Origin of the sequence: Burkholderia sp. BCC0044 (genome assembly GCF_902832955.1) — a bacterium.
GTDB lineage: Bacteria > Pseudomonadota > Gammaproteobacteria > Burkholderiales > Burkholderiaceae > Burkholderia.
Map to the genome: position 1 here is coordinate 145,490 of NZ_CADFDO010000006.1, position 16,856 is coordinate 162,345.

The following is a 16,856-nucleotide window of genomic DNA, read 5'->3' on the forward strand; positions in this document are numbered from 1 at the left end:
CTGTCCCTGGTTGCGCGTCCCGCGAACGAACAGACGTCGGGACAATCCGAACCATAGCCGGCCATCCCGACGGATGGCGCACGCGAGCAGGACGCCGCCCTCTTCGATGAGCTCCGCCCGGTCCAACCACACGCCGCCGAACCGGCCGCTGCGCGCGCCGCGCAAATCGCGCCGGCGGGCGCTGTTTGCCATCCCGCTGCTCGGGATGCTGGCGCTCGCGCTGCTGTGGGCCGTGATCATCGCGCGCCTGTCCGTTGAAAAGGACAGTGCATACAAGGAAGCAGCGGCCTCCGCGGCGATCCTGTCGTCCGCGCTCGAGCAGCATACGGTCAAGGCGATCCATCAGGTCGACCAGATCACCCGCTTCGTCAAGTTCGAATTCGAGAAGTCGCCGGCGCGCTTCAATCTCGCGAGCGCCGTCGAGAAAGGCGTCGTGCCGAGCGACACGCTGATCCAGGTATCGCTCGTCAACGCAAAGGGCATCCTGTTCGCGAACACCGCCGACCTCCATCCGCAGCCGATCAACCTGTCCGACCGCGAGCACTTCAAGGTCCACCTCGCGCACAACGACGATCGCCTCTTCATCAGCAAGCCCGTGCTCGGCCGCGTGTCGAGCCACTGGACGCTGCAGATGACGCGGCGCCTGAACAACCCGGACGGCAGCTTCGCGGGCATCGTCGTCGTGTCGGAAGACCCGAGCTACTTCACGAACGATTTCTACAACAACGCGGCCATCGGCAAGGAAGGCGTGATCGCGGTCGTGTCCGACACGGGCGCCGTGCTCGCGCGGCGCACGGGCTCGGTGAGCAACGCGCCGGGCGCGTTTTCGGCGTCGGGCGTCTACCCGATCGCCGAGCGCGTGACCGGCACGATCATCGATCCGATCGACGGCGTGACGCGCATCGTGTCGTACCGCCACCTCGACGGCTACCCGCTCGCGGTGATGGTCGGGCTGTCGCAGACGGAAGAGTTCGCGGACTACACCCACACGCGCAACGTCTACCTGCTGATGACGAGCTTCATCACGCTCGCGATGCTCGCGTTCTTCGGCGTCGCGACGGGCCTGATCGGCAAGCTGCTCGGCCGCGAGCGCGAAATGACGCAGCTCGCCGAATACGACCTGCTCACCGGCCTCGCGAACCGCTATGCGACGCTGCGCGGGCTGCGCAACGACGTGTCGATGCCCGCGAGCCTGTCGCGGCTCGGCCTGCTGTTCATCGATCTCGACAACTTCAAGACCGTCAACGACACGCTCGGCCACAACGCCGGCGACATCGTGCTGCAGATGACCGCATCGCGCCTGGCCGATGCGGTCGGCGACGAAGGCTCGCTCGCGCGCATCGGCGGCGACGAGTTCGTCGTCGTGATGAAGGGCGACGACGTCGAGCGGCGTGCGGTGCGGCTCGCGGAAGCGATCATCCGGATGTTCGGCGAGCCGTTCGACGTTCGCGGCAGTTCGTTCGTGCTGCATGCGAGCATCGGCATCGCGCTGCACACCGTCGCGAACGAAAGCGAGATCGACCTGCTGAAAAAGGCCGACCTCGCGATGTACAGCGCGAAGGATGCCGGCAAGAACTGCTACCAGTTCTATGCACCGCACCTGTCGCACCGCGCCGACCACCTGATGCGCTGGGAACAGCAGTTGCGCGTCGCGCTCGCCGAGGGCCAGCTGTTCCTCGCGTACCAGCCGAAGATCGACCTCACGCATCGCACCATCACCGGCTTCGAGGCGCTCGCGCGCTGGGATCATCCGGAGCACGGCGTGATCTCCGCGAACGAATTCATTTCGATCGCCGAATCGACCGGCCTGATCGTGCCGATCGGCGACTTCGTGATCCGCACCGCGTGCGAGCAGATCGCGCGCTGGCGCGACGAAGGCCACGACACGCTGACGCTCGCGGTCAACATCTCGCCCGTGCAGTTCTGGCGCGGCGACCTGATCGAGACGATCTCGCAGGCGCTGCAGGACACCGGCATCGACGCGAACCGGCTCGAGATCGAGATCACCGAAACCGCGATGATGGAATATCCGGAACTCGTGTCCGAGAAGATCGTCGCGCTGAAAAAGCTCGGCATCCGGATCGCGCTCGACGATTTCGGCACCGGCTATTCGTCGCTGTCGTACCTGCACCGCTTCTCCGTCGACACGCTGAAGGTCGACCGCTCGTTCGTGCAGGCGATTCCGACCGATCGCAGCGTGTGCGTGATGGTGTCGTCGATCGTGCATCTCGCGCGCTCGCTCGGGCTGACCGTCGTCGTCGAGGGCACGGAGACCGAGGAGCAGATCACGTGGCTGTCCGCGCTCGGCGAAATCGAGGCGCAGGGTTTCCTGTTCTCGCGCCCGGTGCCGGCCGATGCGATTCCCGCGCTGATCGCCCGCTTCGGCGTGCGCGGCGATCATCCTAACGTCGTCGCGCATCGCGCGACCGGCAGCACGGGCAGTTGAGCGCCGCGCCGCTGCCGGCGTGGCGGGCGTGGCGCACCGCCGCAATTGTTACGTTTTCCGATCCGATCGCTGAGTTCATGAACTAGCGTTTTCGCGCATGGCAGTGTCATGATGCGCGGCGGACAATCGGGAGGGCCTACGTGCCGGCGGGCCGCCGGCACGGCCATACGCGAGAGATCCGGCCCTGCGCCAACCACACAATCATGACAACCGTCGAAGTCGAAGCGACCGCTCGTGTCGAAGAGGCACCGGCATCCCTATGGGCCTTGTTCAGGGTCGTCGCGAGCATTTCTGCCGTTTCGTGGGGCGGACTTTCGATGATGGCGCAACTCGAACGCCATTACGTGGAGCGGCTGCAGCGCATCGAGCCGCACGTCTTCGGCGATCTCGTCGCGCTCGCGTGGCTCGTACCGGGCCCCGTCGGCTGCAATGTCGCCGTGCAGGTCGGCCAGACGCTGCATGGCCGTGCCGGCGCCTGGGTCGCCGGCATTGCGAGCGTGCTGCCGTTCTCGATCCTGATGACGCTGTTCGCGATCTTCTATCAGACGCCGCTCGTGCGCTCGCTTGCCGCGCCGATGCTGATCAATCACTTCGGGATGGTGCTCGCCGCGCTGATCGGCGTCACGTGGGTCAAGCAGTTGCGCTCGCTCGCGCGCACGCGGCTCGAACAGGCGATCGCCGCGCTATCGACGATTCTGCTCGCTTTCGCGCATAGTCCGGCCGCTTTCGTCGGGATTCTGTTCGCTGCGTTTGCAGCGGGCTGGCTGACCGGGCCGTCGCAACGCGACGCGGTCGATCTCACGCTGTCGAAGCGCGATCGCGGCCTGCTCGTGCTGCTCGGCGTGCTCGTCGTGCTGTTCGCGGTGCCGCTGCCCGGCGATTACCAGGCGGAGCTGCTATGGCCGCGCCTCGCGGGCGCCGGCATGACGCTGTTCGGCGGCGGCTTCTCCGCGCTGCCGGTGCTCAAGACGCTGTTCGTGTCGCCGGCGACGGGCATCTCCGATCACGATTTCACGCTGGCGTTCGCGCTGTCGCCGGTCGCGCCCGGGCCGTTGCTGAACGTCGTGCCGTTTCTCGGCTACCTGACCGACGGCTGGGTCGGCGCGCTGCTCGCCACGGCCGCGCTGTTCATTCCGTCGGGCTGCCTCGTCGTGTTCGCGCAGAACCACCTGTTCCGCCTCAAGCGCCATTCGCGCTTCGAGCACGGGATGCGCCTGCTGCGCGCGGCGACGACGGCCTTTCTCGTCGTCGCCGTCGTGAAGATCCTGCATCGCGAGCCGGGCGATCCCATTTACTGGCTGACGGGCGCCTTCGCGACGCTGTGCTTCACGCGCTTCAAGGTGCCCGTCTATGCCGTGTACGGCGCGGTCGCCGCTGTGTGCAGCGTGTGGCTGTGGGCGGCCGCGCACTGACGGGCGACGGCCTCCGCCCTGCTCGGCCCGACCGGCCTGACTCGTTCAACCCGCCTGCACCGCGACCCGGCGCGCCATCCAGCGGGCGCGCAGCGCGTCGTACGCGAGGTTGAAGCAGAACGTGTAAGGCAGGAAGAACAGCACGATGCCGAGGTCGAGCAGCAGCGCCTCGACGAGGCTCACGTTCAGCCACCACGCGGCAACCGGCACCACCATCGCGACGAGGCCCAGCTCGAACGTCACCGCATGCGCGATCCGCATGCCGAGCGTGCGCGACAACCCGGCCCGCCGCTCGAAGCGGTCGAACAGCGTGTTGAAGGTCATGTTCCACGCCATCGCGATCAACGACACCATCACCGTCAGCACACCGACGTGCGATACCGGCATGTCGAGCAGCCATGCGCCGATCGGCGCGCACAGTGCGATCGCCACCAGTTCGAACGTCAGCGCGTGCAGCAGGCGTTCCGCCACCGTTTTGTTCATCTGTTTCATGATTCGCTCCCAATGCGTTACTTCGTCGATGGAGGCCATTTTGATCGGCACAACCGTATGAATCCAGTTTGATATCATCGGTTTTACCGATACAACACCGCCAGGAGCCCTGCATGCACCACGCCCCGGAAGCCCTGCTCGCATTCGCCGAAGCGGCGCTGCTCGGCTCGTTTACGGCCGCCGCCCGCAAGCTCGGCAAGCGCCAGTCGACCGTGTCGGAAGCGATCGCGAATCTCGAAATCGATCTCGGCGTGCAGTTGTTCGATCGCTCGACGCGCACGCCGACGCTCACCGACGCCGGCCGTGCGCTGCTGCCGCAGGTACAGCGCGCGCTCGAGGCCAGCGCGGCCATCGATCGCGCGGCTGCCCGGCTCGCGCACGGCGAGGAAGCGCGGCTCACGCTCGTCGTCTCCGATACCTACCAGTCGAAGCGCTACGAGGAGACGTTGATGGCGCTCGAACGGCGCTTTCCGGCGCTCGAGCTCGAATGCCAGATCGCCGAGCACGACGACGTGCTCGACCTGATCCAGCAGGGCCGCGCGCAACTCGGGCTGATGGCCGCGCGCGCGGCCTACCCGGCCGATATCGGCGCGGCGACGGTCGCGGAGGAATCGGAGATCGGGCTGTTCGTCGGCCGCACGCACGCGCTCGCCGAATACGGCGACGCCGAGGTGCCGCACGCGGCGCTGCGCGACGTGCGCGAACTGCGCCTCAATACCTACGTGAAAACGGAAGGCCGCGGCACCGACGACCGGATCGTCGTCGGCACGCAGCACTGGCTGGCGCCGAGCTACCTGATGCTGCTGGAGATGGCGGTGCTGGGCTTCGGCTGGGCGGAACTGCCGCGCTGGATGGTCGAGCACTTCGCGCGCGACCGCCTGTGCGAGCTGCGTGCGCGCGGCTGGCCGCGCCGCGTGCGGGTGGATGCGGTGTGGTCGCGCAACCGGCCGCTCGGGCCGGCCGGCTCATGGCTGCTCGACGCGATGCTGGCGGCGTAGCGGCGCGTAGCGCCACGTGGTGCCGGGCCTGCGGCCGAGGGCGGCCGGCTGGACGCCGGCCGGTCAGAACCCGCGCGACAGCACGGCCGCGCCGATCGTGACGACGCCGAGCACGAGGTTCACGACGACGAGCAGGCGCACCGCATTCACCGCGCGCGCGCCGTCCGGCCAGTTCTGCGCCTGTACCGCACGGCGAATGCGCGGGAACAGCGCGAAGCGGATGTGCCCGAAGATCAGCATCATCACGACGCCGAGCCCGGCCATCGCATGCAGCGACCACGTCGCGTGCGCGCCGCCGAAGCTCACCAGCAGGAAGCCGCCGGTCAGCAGGATCACGATCACGGCCCCTGAAACCCAGTTGAAGAAGCGGCCGAACACGCCTTCGATCAGCGGCAGCCGCAGCTGCGGCGACAGGTCGGACAGCGCCGGGCGCAGGCAGAAGTGCGCGAAGACCATCCCGCCCACCCACACGGCGACGGCCAGCAGGTGAAGAAACAGCGCGACGGCAACGGCGTGGGACATGGGGACGATCCTGTGATGAATGGGGTGCAGCGAACGGCCGCGTCACACGCGGCATCAAGCGACGTTCGACTCGCCAGCCGCGCGGCGGTTCAGACCCTCAGCGCGATTTCACACTATTTTGCAAATTCCGCGTGACAGCGCCACGCTTGCTTACCCGAATCCCCGCCGGCAAGAAAAAGCCGCACGCCGCCGAAGCGGACGTGCGGCCTTCGATCGCGGCCGATCCGGACGATCCGGACGACCGCGCAGCGCGCGGCGTCAGCCGAGCAGCGGACGCAGTTCGTTGACGACCTTGAGCTTCGTGTCCGGCGCGCGGCCCTTGCGGGCGCGCTTGCCGATATGCGGCGCGAGCCCGGCATACGACAGCGTGTCGTCCTGCGCCTTGCCGCCGCGGCCGGTGCCGATCAGCACGACGCCGGCCGGATCGATCGCCAGCGCCTGCACAAGCGTTTCCTTGTCGTCGAGCGCCATCAGGATCACGCCGCGCCCGCCGCCGGACAGCGTCTTCATCTCGTCCATCCCGAACACGAGCAAGCGGCCGCCGCTCGACAGACACGCGACCTGCGTGGCGTTCGGCAGTACCGGCATCGGCGCGAGCGGCACCGCGCCCGTATCGATCGTCATGAACGACTTGCCGGCCTTCAGGCGGCTCACCATGTCGCCGACCTTCGCGAGGAAGCCGAAGCCGTTGCTCGACGCGAGCAGCAGTTGCTGGTCGGCCGGCGCCGCGTAGTAATGCATCAGGTGCGAGCCCGATTCGAGCTCGATCAGCGACGTGACCGGCACGCCGTCGCCGCGTCCGCCCGGCAGCACCGACACGTCGACCGAATACACGCGGCCGCTGCTGCCCCACGCGATCAGGCGATCGGGCGTGCGGCACTGGAAGGCCGCGTACAGGTGATCGCCCGCCTTGAACGTGAAGCCGGCCGGGTCGAGCCCGTGGCCCTTCAGCGCACGCACCCAGCCCTTCTGCGAGACGACCACCGTCACCGGCTCGTCGACCACCTTCGCCTCGAACGTCGCGCGCTTTTCCTGCTGGATCAGCGTGCGGCGATCGTCGCCGTATTGCTTCGCATCGGCCTCGATCTCCTTGATCATCAGCCGCTTCATCGCGCTTTCGTTCGCGAGCAGTTCCTCGAGCTTCGCCTTCTCGTCGCGCAGCGCTTCGAGTTCCTTCTCGATCTTGATCTTCTCGAGCCGCGCGAGCTGGCGCAGGCGGATTTCGAGGATGTCCTCGGCCTGCCGCTCGCTGAGGCCGAACGCGCTCATCAGCGCGGCCTTCGGCTCGTCCGACTCGCGGATGATGCGGATCACCTCGTCGATGTTCAGGAAGACGATCATCCGCCCTTCGAGGATGTGGATGCGGTCGTCGACCTTCGCGAGACGATGGCGGCAACGGCGCGTCATCGTCAGCTGGCGGAACTTCACCCATTCGTCGAGGATCGTCAGCAGGCCCTTCTGGCCCGGCCGGCCGTCGGCGCCGATCATCACGAGGTTCAGCGTCGCGTTCGATTCGAGGCTCGTGTACGCGAGCAGCGTGTTCACGAATTCCGTCTGGTCGATCGTGCGCGACTTCGGCTCGAACACGAGCCGCACCGCCGCTTCCTTGCCCGACTCGTCGCGCACCGCGTCGAGCAGGTCGAGCATCGCCTTCTTCGTGTTGAGCTGCTCGGGCGTCAGCGTCTTCTTGCCGAGCTTGAGCTTCGGGTTGGTCAGTTCCTCGATTTCCTCGAGCACCTTCTGGCCCGACGTGCTCGGCGGCAGTTCGGTCACGACGAGCTGCCACTGGCCGCGCGCGAGATCCTCGATCTTCCATTTCGCGCGCACCTTGAGGCTGCCGCGGCCCGATTCGTACGCCGCCGAGATTTCGGTATCGCTCGAGATGATCTGGCCGCCGCCGGGGAAATCCGGGCCGGGGATCAGGTTCATCAGCTCCGCGTGCGTGAGCTTTGGATTGCGGATCAATGCGACCGCCGCGGCCGCGACTTCACGCAGGTTGTGCGACGGGATTTCGGTGGCGAGGCCGACCGCGATGCCCGACGCGCCGTTCAGCAGCACGAACGGCATGCGGCTCGGCAGCGTCTTCGGCTCCTCGAACGAGCCGTCGTAGTTCGGCATGAAGTCGACCGTGCCCTGGTCGATCTCGTCGAGCAGCAGCTTCGCGATCGGCGTAAGACGCGCTTCCGTGTAACGCATCGCCGCCGCGCCGTCGCCGTCGCGCGAGCCGAAGTTGCCCTGCCCGTCGATCAGCGGATAGCGCAGCGAGAAATCCTGCGCGAGACGCACGAGCGCGTCGTACGCCGACTGGTCGCCGTGCGGGTGATATTTACCGAGCACGTCGCCGACCACGCGCGCCGACTTCACCGGCTTCGCGTCGGGGCCCAGGCCCATTTCGTTCATCGCGAACAGGATCCGGCGCTGCACCGGCTTCTGGCCGTCGCACACGTCGGGCAGCGCGCGGCTCTTCACCACGCTGACCGCGTAGCTGAGATACGCCTGCTCCGCGTAGTTGCCGAGCGTCAGCGCGTCGCTCTCGGGCGCGTCGGGGCTGGCGAAGAGATCGGAAGTATTGTCGTCCATCTGAATTCCGTATTCGTAAGTGGCGTGAGGCCGGGCCGGGCGTCATGCCCGGCCGCGCGGAAGCTCCGCTTAACGCTTAAATATCCGCTTCGACGTCGTTGCCCTTTTCCTCGAGCCAGCCGCGCCGCGCGGCTGCCTCGCCCTTGCCCATCAGCATCGTCATCCGCGCGACGGTCGCCTCGTAGTCGAGCTCGCCGAGCTTGATCGGCATCAGGCGGCGCGTGTCGGGATTCATCGTCGTGTCCCACAGCTGCTCCGCGCTCATTTCGCCGAGGCCCTTGAAGCGGCTGATGCTCCACTGCGTGTCGCGCACGCCGTCCTTGCGCAGCTTGTCGAGGATCGCTTCGAGCTCGCCGTCGTCGAGCGCATAGAGCTTCTGCGCGGGCTTCTTGCCGCGCGCGGGCGCGTCGACGCGGAACAGCGGCGGACGCGCGACGTACACATGGCCGCGCTCGATCAGTTGCGGGAAATGCTTGAAGAACAGCGTGAGCAGCAGCACCTGGATGTGCGAACCGTCGACGTCCGCGTCCGACAGGATGCAGATCTTGCCGTAGCGCAGGTTCGACACGTCGACGGTGTCGTCAGGGCTGTGCGGATCGACGCCGATCGCGACCGAGATGTCGTGCACCTCGTTGTTCGCGAACAAGCGGTCGCGCTCGGTTTCCCACGTGTTCAGCACCTTGCCGCGCAGCGGCAGGATCGCCTGGTATTCCTTGTCGCGGCCCATCTTCGCGGAGCCGCCCGCCGAGTCGCCCTCGACGAGGAACAGTTCGTTGCGCGCGATATCTTCCGTCTCGCAATCGGTCAGCTTGCCCGGCAGCACCGCGACACCCGAGCTCTTGCGCTTCTCGACCTTCTGGCCGGCGCGCGTGCGCGCCTGCGCCTGCTTGATCACGAGTTCGGCGAGCTTCTTGCCATGCTCGACGTGCTGGTTCAGCCACAGTTCGAGCGCCGGACGCGAGAACGACGACACGAGCTTCACCGCGTCGCGGCTGTTCAGCCGCTCCTTGATCTGCCCCTGGAACTGCGGATCGAGCACCTTCGCGGACAGCACGAACGACACGCGCGCGAACACGTCTTCCGCGAGCAGCTTCACGCCTTTCGGCTGCAGGTTGTGCAGTTCGACGAAGCTCTTCACCGCCTGGTACAGGCCGTCGCGCAGGCCCGACTCGTGCGTGCCGCCGGCCGGCGTCGGGATCAGGTTCACGTACGACTCGCGCACCAGCGACCCTTCCTCGCTCCATGCGACGACCCACGACGCGCCCTCGCCCTCGGCGAAGGTTTCGTCGGTCGAACGCGAATCGGCGAAACGCTCGCCTTCGAACAGCGGGATCAGCAGTTCGCTGCCGTTCATCTCGTCGAGCAGGTAGCCGCGCAGGCCGTCTTCATACTTCCACGTCTGGCGCTCGCCGGTCTTCTCGTTGACGAGCACGACCTCGACGCCCGGCAGCAGCACGGCCTTCGAGCGCAGCAGGCGCTGCAGTTCGCCGAGCGGCAGGTTCGGCGAATCGAAGTACTTCGGATTCGGCCACACCTGCACGCGCGTGCCGGACTTCTTCTCGCCGCGGCCCGCGCCCTGCGTGGACAGCGGCTTCACGACGTCGCCGTCGGCGAAGCCGAGCTCGGCGATCTTGCCGTCGCGCCACACCGTCACGTCGAGACGTGTCGCGAGCGCGTTCGTCACCGACACGCCGACGCCGTGCAGGCCGCCCGAGAACGTATAGGCGCCGCCCGCGGCCTTGTCGAACTTGCCGCCCGCGTGCAGGCGAGTGAACACGATCTCGACGACTGGCACGCCCTCTTCGGGGTGCATGCCGAACGGGATGCCGCGGCCGTCGTCTTCGACCGAGACCGACTGGTCGGCGTGCAGCGTGACCGTGATCTGCTTGCCGTAGCCGCCAAGCGCCTCGTCGGACGCGTTGTCGATGACTTCCTGGATGATGTGCAGCGGATTCTCGGTACGGGTGTACATGCCGGGCCGCTGCTTGACCGGCTCGAGACCCTTGAGCACCTTGATCGATGCTTCGCTATAGGCCGCGCTGGGTTTCTTTGTTGACATAGGCGCTGAATTTCGTCATTCATCGGGACGTTGTCCACACCTCGTGTGGATAACGTCGTGGACAAAACGTTGAGTTCCGTAAAAAAGCGAATCGAAACAACGGTGTGCTTGGACTGCTCCGAAAGCGGGCGCGCGGCGTACGCGGCGCGACCCCGGACGCGCGGTATTTTACTGGTTCCGCGCGGCGCGCCAATCGCGGGATCGGCGCGCACCGCACGCGTCACGCCGGCTTGCGCTTCGCCTCGAGCGTTTCCCACCGTTCGAGCGCGGCGAGCAGTTCGTCGTCGATCGCCGCGAACCGCTCGGTCAGGCGCGTGCCTTCCTGCGGATCCTTCGCGAAAATCGCGCCGTCCTCGAGCTGCGCATTGATCGTCTTCTGCTCCGCTTCGAGCGCGGCGATCTTCTCCGGCAGCGAATCGAGTTCGCGCTGCTCGTTGAACGACAGCTTCACCGTGCGCTGCGCGTTGCGGCCGGCCGCGCTCTTCGCCGGTTCGTCCTTCGCGGGCGCCGCCTCCTTGACCGCGCGCTTCGCCGCTTCCTGCTGCGCGAGTTGCTCCGAGCGCTCGCTCTGGATCTGCCAGTCGGTGAAGCCGCCGACGTATTCGCGCCACTTGCCGTCGCCCTCGGCCGCGATCACCGACGTCACGACGTTGTCGAGGAACGCGCGATCGTGGCTGACCAGCAGCACCGTGCCGTCGTAGTCGGCCAGCAGCTCTTCGAGCAGTTCGAGCGTCGGGATGTCGAGGTCGTTGGTCGGTTCGTCGAGCACCAGCACGTTGGCCGGACGCGCGAACAACCGCGCGAGCAGCAGCCGGTTGCGCTCGCCGCCCGACAGCGACTTCACCGGCGAACGCGCGCGTTCCGGCGCGAACAGGAAATCGCCGAGATAGCTCATCACGTGCTTGCGCACACCGCCGATCTCGACCCATTCGCTGCCGGGGCTGATCGTGTCGGCCAGGCTCTTCTCCTGGTCGAGCTGCGCGCGCATCTGGTCGAAATACGCGACCTGCAGGTTCGTGCCGGTGCGCACCGTGCCTTCGTCGGGCTTCAGGTCGCCGAGGATCAGCTTCAGCAACGTGGTCTTGCCGGCGCCGTTCGGGCCGACGAAGCCGATCTTGTCGCCGCGCATCACCGTCGTCGAGAAGCGGTCGACCACCGTGCGGCCGCCGTAGCGCTTCGTCACGTCGGTCAGCTCCGCGACGATCTTGCCGGACTTCTCGCCCTGCGCGACGTCGAGCTTCACGTTGCCCTGCGCATTGCGGCGTTCCGCGCGTTCGTTGCGCATCTGCACGAGCCGCGCGATGCGGCCGACGCTGCGCGTGCGGCGCGCTTCGACGCCCTTGCGGATCCATACTTCTTCCTGCGCGAGCAGCTTGTCGAACTTCTCGTTCTCCACGCGCTCGACTTCGAGCTGCTGCGCCTTGCGCATCTGGTACGCGGAGAAATTGCCCGGGTAGGACAGCAGCCGGCCGCGATCGAGCTCGACGATGCGCGTCGCGACGCGGTCGAGGAACGCGCGATCGTGGGTGATGAACAGCAGGCCCGCGCGCTGCGCGACCAGCAGCTCCTCGAGCCAGCGGATGCCGTCGAAGTCGAGGTGGTTGGTCGGTTCGTCGAGCAGCAGCACGTCGGGCTGCAGCACCAGCGCGCGCGCCAGCGCGACGCGCTTCTGCATCCCGCCCGACAGCGCGTCGACGCTTGCGTCGCCGTTCGTCAGGCCGATCTGCGCGAGCGTCATCGACACGCGCGTGCGCCAGTTCCACGCGTCGTGCGCATCGAGCGACGACTGCAGCGCGTTCATCCGCGCGAGCAGCGCATCGTGCTCGGCGCCTTCCGGTATCTCCGCGAGACGGTGCGCGATCGATTCGTATTCTTCGAGCAGGTCGCGCGTGTGGGCGAGCCCGGACGCGACCGCGTCGAACACCGTCGCGCCCGGCTCGAATTCGGGCTCCTGCGGCACGTAGACCGTCACGAGCTCCTGCTGGCGCGTGACCAGCCCGTCGTCGGGCTTCGCGAGATCGGCGACGATCTTCAGCAGCGACGACTTGCCCGCGCCGTTGCGGCCGATCAGGCCGACCCGCTCGCCGGCTTCCAGCGAGAAATCCGCGTGATCGAGCAACGCGACGTGACCGAACGCGAGCTGCGCGCCGGTAATGGAATAGAGCGACATGGGGAGACGGCGAAGAGAGAAATCGGAAGCGCCCATTGTACCGGGCGCGGAGGCCGGCATCGGCTCGGCTGGATGGACGAGTGCCGCGGGGCGTTTTTGACGCGCCCAGCGCAGTGTCGTGGGCGCGGTGCCGCTGGCTTCCGGTTTTCGGATGCCGGCTACGGTTTGCGTGCCTGCATGAGCACGCGAATGCCGGCCCGATGCCCGCGGCCGGCCGGTCGGCAGATCCCGCGCGCGGCGCGGCGCGCGCCTGCGCGGGGACGTGCGGTTATTTCACGTTGACCGTGATCGTCGAGCTCAGTTCGGGACCGTACGAACGGTGCGCGCCGTCGCCGAATTGCAGCGTCAGCGTGTGCTGCCCGGGCGGCAGCTTGATGTCGGTTTCGTTCTGGGCCTTGCCGAAGTGCAGCGAACGCTCGCTCGCGGGAATCACGTCGCCCTTCGGTACCGGCTTGCCGTCGATCAGCAGGTGATGATGGCCGGTGTTCGGCGTCATGTCGCCGGCGGGCCGAAGCTCCATCCCTTCGAGCCCGAACTTCACGTGCACCGGATTCGACACCGTCGCACCGTCGCTCGGCGCTTCGAAATACACGCGCGCCTCGGCCCGCGCGATCGTCGACACGGCCATCGCCGCGACGCATACCGCACCTGCGATCCACTTTCTGTTCAGCATCGCATTCTCCTTATGATTGGACAGCCTCGGAAGCATACACCGCACGAACAGCGGGCGTGTTTCAGTTGCGTTGTTCGCGATGCGTACGTTTAAAACGACGTTGCGCAGGCGTTCGGCGAAATTCCGGTACCATTGCGCCTTTCGTCCGCCGGCGAGGCTGCGGACGGCATCGCCGAATTTTCATTATCCCGAGCGCAACATGAGCGAAGTAACCGAATACCAGAGCTGGGTCTGCCTGATTTGCGGGTGGGTCTACAACGAAGTGGAAGGCCTGCCCGACGAGGGTATTCCGGCCGGCACGCGTTTCGCCGACATTCCCGCCGACTGGCGCTGCCCGCTGTGCGACGTGGGCAAGGAAGATTTCGTCGTCGTCGATTTCTGATTTTCTGTTTCGATCGCGGGTGATTGCGCGATACGCGCGTCGGGTGGTGCATTCCGCCCCGCCGACGCGCCGCGCGTTTGCTATACTCTGCGCGCTGTCCACACCGCCGTCCGGTTCGCGTTTTTTCGCGCGATCGCCCGGACTTGGCTCTCCCCGTAGTTCAATGGATAGAACAAGCGCCTCCTAAGCGCTAGATACAGGTTCGATTCCTGTCGGGGGGACCAGCTAGGTTCGCAAAGCCTCCCGAGATTTCCTAAAAAGCCCCGCAAAGCTTTGCTCTGTGGGGCTTTTTGCTGCCATCATTGCCCACGACTGCCCAGTACAAGCCAAGCACCTTGGGGGTATCAGTGGGGATATACCCCGAAGTGCTCGGCGTCGATACCCCAACGCAAAATGCCGAAGCAAACCGATCCTCTCACTGACTTGAAGGTGCGTCGCGCGAAGCCTGCCGAGCAACCTTACCGTCTTGCAGATGGCAAGGGACTTTATCTCCAGGTCATGCCGAACGGCTCCAAGTACTGGCGCATGAAGTATCGGTTCGATGGGAAAGAAAAGCTCGCGTCGTTCGGCGTCTACCCTGAAGTGTCGTTGGCCGAGGCACGACAAGCCTGTCTCGCTGCACGGAAGCTGTTGGCTGCCGGAACCGACCCGACCGAACAGAAGCGCGAGATCAAGCGGGCCCGGGCTATCGAGGCATCGTCGTCCTTCGAAGCTGTCGCGCGGGAGTGGTTCGAGTCGCAGAAGGACGGCTGGACGGAAGTCTACGCAGACAAGGTGATTAACTCTCTCGAAGTCGACGCGTTCCCGCGGATCGGCTCAAAGTCGCTGCGCGACATTGAGGCGCCTGACATGCTCGAGATCGTGCGTGCGATCGAGGCACGAGGCGTTCGTGAAACAGCTAAGCGAGTGCTGCAGCGATCGCGGGCGGTCTTCCAGTACGGCATCATGACCGGGCGATGCTCACGCAATCCTGCTGCCGACATCGATGCCGAAACCGTTTTGAAGAAAGGCCCGGGCGTCAAGCACATGGCGCGCGTGAAGCCCGTCGAAATCCCGCAGCTCATGCGTGACATTGCCTCCTACTCTGGCGATCGAGTCACACAACTCGCCCTTCGCTTCATGGCGCTGACGTTCACTCGGACGACCGAGATGATCAACGCTGAATGGGATGAATTCGATGAGCGCGCGGCCGAATGGCGCATCCCGCCTGAGCGTATGAAGATGCGCGATCCGCACAGCGTCCCGCTATCGCGGCAAGCGCTAGAGGTACTGGCCGCCCTGCGCGAGCTCAACGGCAATCAGCGGTATGTCTTCTACAGCGTCCAGGGACGAAGCCACATCTCGAACAACACGATGCTCTACGCGCTCTACCGCATGGGCTACAAGTCGCGGATGACCGGCCATGGATTCCGCGGGTTGGCCGCGACCGTGCTTCGCGAGCTCGGCTATAGCCGGGACGTCGTCGACCGTCAACTCGCTCACGCGGAGCGAAACCAGGTCACTGCCGCTTATGTGCATGCTGAATATCTGCCTGAGCGGCGGAAGATGATGCAACACTGGGCTGACTATCTAACCCAAACATCCAATTGACGGGGCAGGAAAATGGACGAGCAGACCGCGCGAGCGATTCTTCGCCAAGCCGACGGACACATCGATTGGAATAGCGCCCGTGATTGTCCAGCTTGGTATCTGAGCAAGATCTATCTCGACGGACGATTCACCGCAGACGAACTGCGGGCAATCATCGAGTTTGAACGAAAGGCAAGGTAGCCGGGCAGAACTACATCTGCCCCAACACCTTGTGAGTTCGTCATTACCATCATTGATAAAGGCATCAATATGAACCAGACCTACGATCCGTCAGAGTACCGAATCACCTTGGAAGTCGACCGGCGTCTCCCGCTCGAAGCACAAATTGACTCTATGTTTAAGCGCTTCGCCGAAGCAGAGTGGGGTCCAGGGAGCAGCATCTCGTACACGACGCCAATGCACATCCAGACGGGAAACAACTACACGTCTGTGGTACAACTCCGCGCCCTTTTCCCTCACATCACAAAGATGAAGGAAGAAGGCTGGGTCGATGTTGTTGACAATGTCGTCATATTGACGAAGCTCGGATATGAAGAAGCTCAGACGCGCTACGGGGATGGCAAGAAATAAGGTCTTCAGCCGTTTTGTACTCCGCAATCCCGGGCATCCCCTCGACAATATTAGCGCTCACCCTGCACCGGCCGCTGCGCCTGTCACCGCGGTTAGATCACTCGTGCGATTAGCCTCGGTGAAGCCGCTGATCAACATGTCCGCCAACGCAATTTACGGCGAAACCGCGATGCCCCGCTTCGGCGCCGTCAGTGCGTCGTAGTCGCGCTCGCATTGCTGGCCGGCGATGCGGGTTCGGTCAGCATACTCTGCCAGTTCGCCAGCGCGCTGGTCAGTGCGGCCGAGCACGTTGGCAAGCAAATCGAGGGCGTCGCCGGCTGCCGGGCTTCCGGCGGCAGTGGCGGGATGACAGGCGACTGCGACGAGCTGATCGACGCGCTGTTGCAGGCTGCCAGCGGCAGCGCGAGCAGCAAAAGCATCTGCGAGCGCAGTGGTACGTTGCTGGTTCGCATTGTTGGTGATCTCCGATTGTGCCCCGGTGCGGCGTTGTTCTTCGGCGCGCGCGGCCGCGATGGCTTTCGCCTGGTCCTCCTGCGCCGCGACTATCGTCGTGCGCACACCGTCGGCGTGGCCTTTGGAGTAGCAGCCGCCGGCCGTGATCGCGAGCGCGACGCCAGACGCCGTAGAACGCATTCAGCAAAAAATCGTCGACGCGAAGAACGTCATTCCGATCGCTAAATCGGACGGTGCACGTTCCAGCGTGTTCGACACTAAGCAACTGAAAACGAAGCGCAAGCCGCGCGTCGCGCAGCGTGCCCCAGCAGCACCCCATGTTACGACGCCGCTCCCGAAGATCGGGCCCGCGGGATTCGCATGCGCCGTGACGAACGACGGGAGCCTGGTATTGATGCGCGAAGGGACAATCCAGTTCTCCCTCTCAAGCATCGAGGCGACGACGTTGCAGAGCTACCTGGTGAAGCGAGCGGCCGCCAGTCTCTTCGCAAGCATGGCTTGATAGAAAT

14 protein-coding genes and 1 tRNA gene are annotated in these 16,856 nt (G+C 65.6%); 8 read left to right on the top strand and 7 right to left on the bottom strand.

All coding sequences use genetic code 11. The features are described 5' to 3' along the window. Nucleotides 1-106: 106 nt before the first annotated feature. Entirely contained in the window at nucleotides 107-2,446 is a 2,340-nt protein-coding gene (locus HWX14_RS30915) for an EAL domain-containing protein (protein ID WP_175886031.1), read from the top strand. A gap of 203 nt (nucleotides 2,447-2,649) precedes the next feature. Then, nucleotides 2,650-3,858 (top strand): chromate transporter, encoded by a 1,209-nt coding sequence (locus tag HWX14_RS30920; protein WP_175886032.1) that lies wholly within the window; start codon nucleotides 2,650-2,652, stop codon nucleotides 3,856-3,858. Nucleotides 3,859-3,903: 45 nt separating this feature from the next. Here HWX14_RS30920 and HWX14_RS30925 read toward each other — a convergent pair whose 3' ends face one another. After that, nucleotides 3,904-4,350, bottom strand: coding sequence for a multidrug/biocide efflux PACE transporter (locus HWX14_RS30925; protein WP_175886033.1), 447 nt, complete (start codon nucleotides 4,348-4,350; stop codon nucleotides 3,904-3,906). A gap of 113 nt (nucleotides 4,351-4,463) precedes the next feature. Here HWX14_RS30925 and HWX14_RS30930 point away from each other — a divergent pair, with 113 nt between their 5' ends. Then, complete coding sequence (locus HWX14_RS30930) at nucleotides 4,464-5,348, top strand: LysR family transcriptional regulator (RefSeq protein ID WP_175886034.1); 885 nt, start codon at nucleotides 4,464-4,466, stop codon at nucleotides 5,346-5,348. Between the two features lie 63 nt (nucleotides 5,349-5,411). Here HWX14_RS30930 and HWX14_RS30935 read toward each other — a convergent pair whose 3' ends face one another. The 5 genes from HWX14_RS30935 to HWX14_RS30955 all read right to left on the bottom strand — a co-directional run bounded on the left by HWX14_RS30935 (nucleotide 5,412) and on the right by HWX14_RS30955 (nucleotide 13,352). Next, nucleotides 5,412-5,870, bottom strand: coding sequence for a CopD family protein (locus HWX14_RS30935; RefSeq protein WP_175886035.1), 459 nt, complete (start codon nucleotides 5,868-5,870; stop codon nucleotides 5,412-5,414). Between the two features lie 258 nt (nucleotides 5,871-6,128). Next, on the bottom strand, nucleotides 6,129-8,450 hold the full coding sequence (gene parC / locus HWX14_RS30940) for a DNA topoisomerase IV subunit A (RefSeq protein ID WP_175886036.1): 2,322 nt from the start codon (nucleotides 8,448-8,450) through the stop codon (nucleotides 6,129-6,131). Between the two features lie 76 nt (nucleotides 8,451-8,526). Next, nucleotides 8,527-10,509: a DNA topoisomerase IV subunit B gene (gene parE / locus HWX14_RS30945; protein ID WP_175886037.1), complete on the bottom strand. Its 1,983-nt coding sequence runs from the start codon at nucleotides 10,507-10,509 to the stop codon at nucleotides 8,527-8,529. A gap of 220 nt (nucleotides 10,510-10,729) precedes the next feature. Further along, the gene (locus tag HWX14_RS30950; RefSeq protein WP_175886038.1) at nucleotides 10,730-12,715 is read right to left on the bottom strand and encodes an ATP-binding cassette domain-containing protein; all 1,986 of its coding nucleotides are present in this window, start codon (nucleotides 12,713-12,715) and stop codon (nucleotides 10,730-10,732) included. A gap of 232 nt (nucleotides 12,716-12,947) precedes the next feature. Next, on the bottom strand, nucleotides 12,948-13,352 hold the full coding sequence (locus HWX14_RS30955) for a DUF4399 domain-containing protein (RefSeq protein ID WP_175886039.1): 405 nt from the start codon (nucleotides 13,350-13,352) through the stop codon (nucleotides 12,948-12,950). 199 nt (nucleotides 13,353-13,551) lie between these two features. Here HWX14_RS30955 and HWX14_RS30960 point away from each other — a divergent pair, with 199 nt between their 5' ends. The 4 genes from HWX14_RS30960 to HWX14_RS30975 all read left to right on the top strand — a co-directional run bounded on the left by HWX14_RS30960 (nucleotide 13,552) and on the right by HWX14_RS30975 (nucleotide 15,894). Beyond that, complete coding sequence (locus HWX14_RS30960) at nucleotides 13,552-13,734, top strand: rubredoxin (protein WP_175886040.1); 183 nt, start codon at nucleotides 13,552-13,554, stop codon at nucleotides 13,732-13,734. 149 nt (nucleotides 13,735-13,883) lie between these two features. Next, nucleotides 13,884-13,958 (top strand) — tRNA-Arg (locus HWX14_RS30965). A 169-nt stretch (nucleotides 13,959-14,127) separates the two neighbouring features. After that, nucleotides 14,128-15,324, top strand: a complete 1,197-nt coding sequence (locus tag HWX14_RS30970) for an integrase arm-type DNA-binding domain-containing protein (RefSeq protein ID WP_175886041.1) — start codon at nucleotides 14,128-14,130, stop codon at nucleotides 15,322-15,324. Between the two features lie 249 nt (nucleotides 15,325-15,573). Continuing rightward, a complete protein-coding gene (locus tag HWX14_RS30975) occupies nucleotides 15,574-15,894 on the top strand; it encodes a hypothetical protein (protein WP_175886042.1) in 321 nt (106 codons plus the stop codon). A 153-nt stretch (nucleotides 15,895-16,047) separates the two neighbouring features. Here the strand turns inward: HWX14_RS30975 and HWX14_RS30980 are convergent, their stop codons facing one another. Continuing rightward, nucleotides 16,048-16,527: a DUF2514 family protein gene (locus HWX14_RS30980; protein WP_175886043.1), complete on the bottom strand. Its 480-nt coding sequence runs from the start codon at nucleotides 16,525-16,527 to the stop codon at nucleotides 16,048-16,050. Between HWX14_RS30980 and HWX14_RS30985 the strand changes: the two genes are divergently transcribed. Beyond that, nucleotides 16,490-16,849, top strand: a complete 360-nt coding sequence (locus HWX14_RS30985; RefSeq protein WP_175886044.1) for a hypothetical protein — start codon at nucleotides 16,490-16,492, stop codon at nucleotides 16,847-16,849. The genes HWX14_RS30980 and HWX14_RS30985 overlap by 38 nt on opposite strands. The last annotated feature ends 7 nt before the right edge of the window (nucleotides 16,850-16,856 follow it).

Coding starts and splice junctions, on each gene's coding strand:
- HWX14_RS30920 (WP_175886032.1), top strand. CDS start 2,650: ATGACAACCGTCGAAGTCGAAGCGACCGCTCGTGTCGAAGAGGCACCG.
- HWX14_RS30955 (WP_175886039.1), bottom strand. CDS start 13,352: ATGCTGAACAGAAAGTGGATCGCAGGTGCGGTATGCGTCGCGGCGATG.
- HWX14_RS30970 (WP_175886041.1), top strand. CDS start 14,128: ATGCCGAAGCAAACCGATCCTCTCACTGACTTGAAGGTGCGTCGCGCG.
- HWX14_RS30950 (WP_175886038.1), bottom strand. CDS start 12,715: ATGGGCGCTTCCGATTTCTCTCTTCGCCGTCTCCCCATGTCGCTCTAT.
- HWX14_RS30960 (WP_175886040.1), top strand. CDS start 13,552: ATGAGCGAAGTAACCGAATACCAGAGCTGGGTCTGCCTGATTTGCGGG.
- HWX14_RS30925 (WP_175886033.1), bottom strand. CDS start 4,350: ATGAAACAGATGAACAAAACGGTGGCGGAACGCCTGCTGCACGCGCTG.
- HWX14_RS30980 (WP_175886043.1), bottom strand. CDS start 16,527: ATGCGTTCTACGGCGTCTGGCGTCGCGCTCGCGATCACGGCCGGCGGC.
- HWX14_RS30935 (WP_175886035.1), bottom strand. CDS start 5,870: ATGTCCCACGCCGTTGCCGTCGCGCTGTTTCTTCACCTGCTGGCCGTC.
- parE (WP_175886037.1), bottom strand. CDS start 10,509: ATGTCAACAAAGAAACCCAGCGCGGCCTATAGCGAAGCATCGATCAAG.
- parC (WP_175886036.1), bottom strand. CDS start 8,450: ATGGACGACAATACTTCCGATCTCTTCGCCAGCCCCGACGCGCCCGAG.
- HWX14_RS30975 (WP_175886042.1), top strand. CDS start 15,574: ATGAACCAGACCTACGATCCGTCAGAGTACCGAATCACCTTGGAAGTC.
- HWX14_RS30930 (WP_175886034.1), top strand. CDS start 4,464: ATGCACCACGCCCCGGAAGCCCTGCTCGCATTCGCCGAAGCGGCGCTG.
- HWX14_RS30915 (WP_175886031.1), top strand. CDS start 107: ATGAGCTCCGCCCGGTCCAACCACACGCCGCCGAACCGGCCGCTGCGC.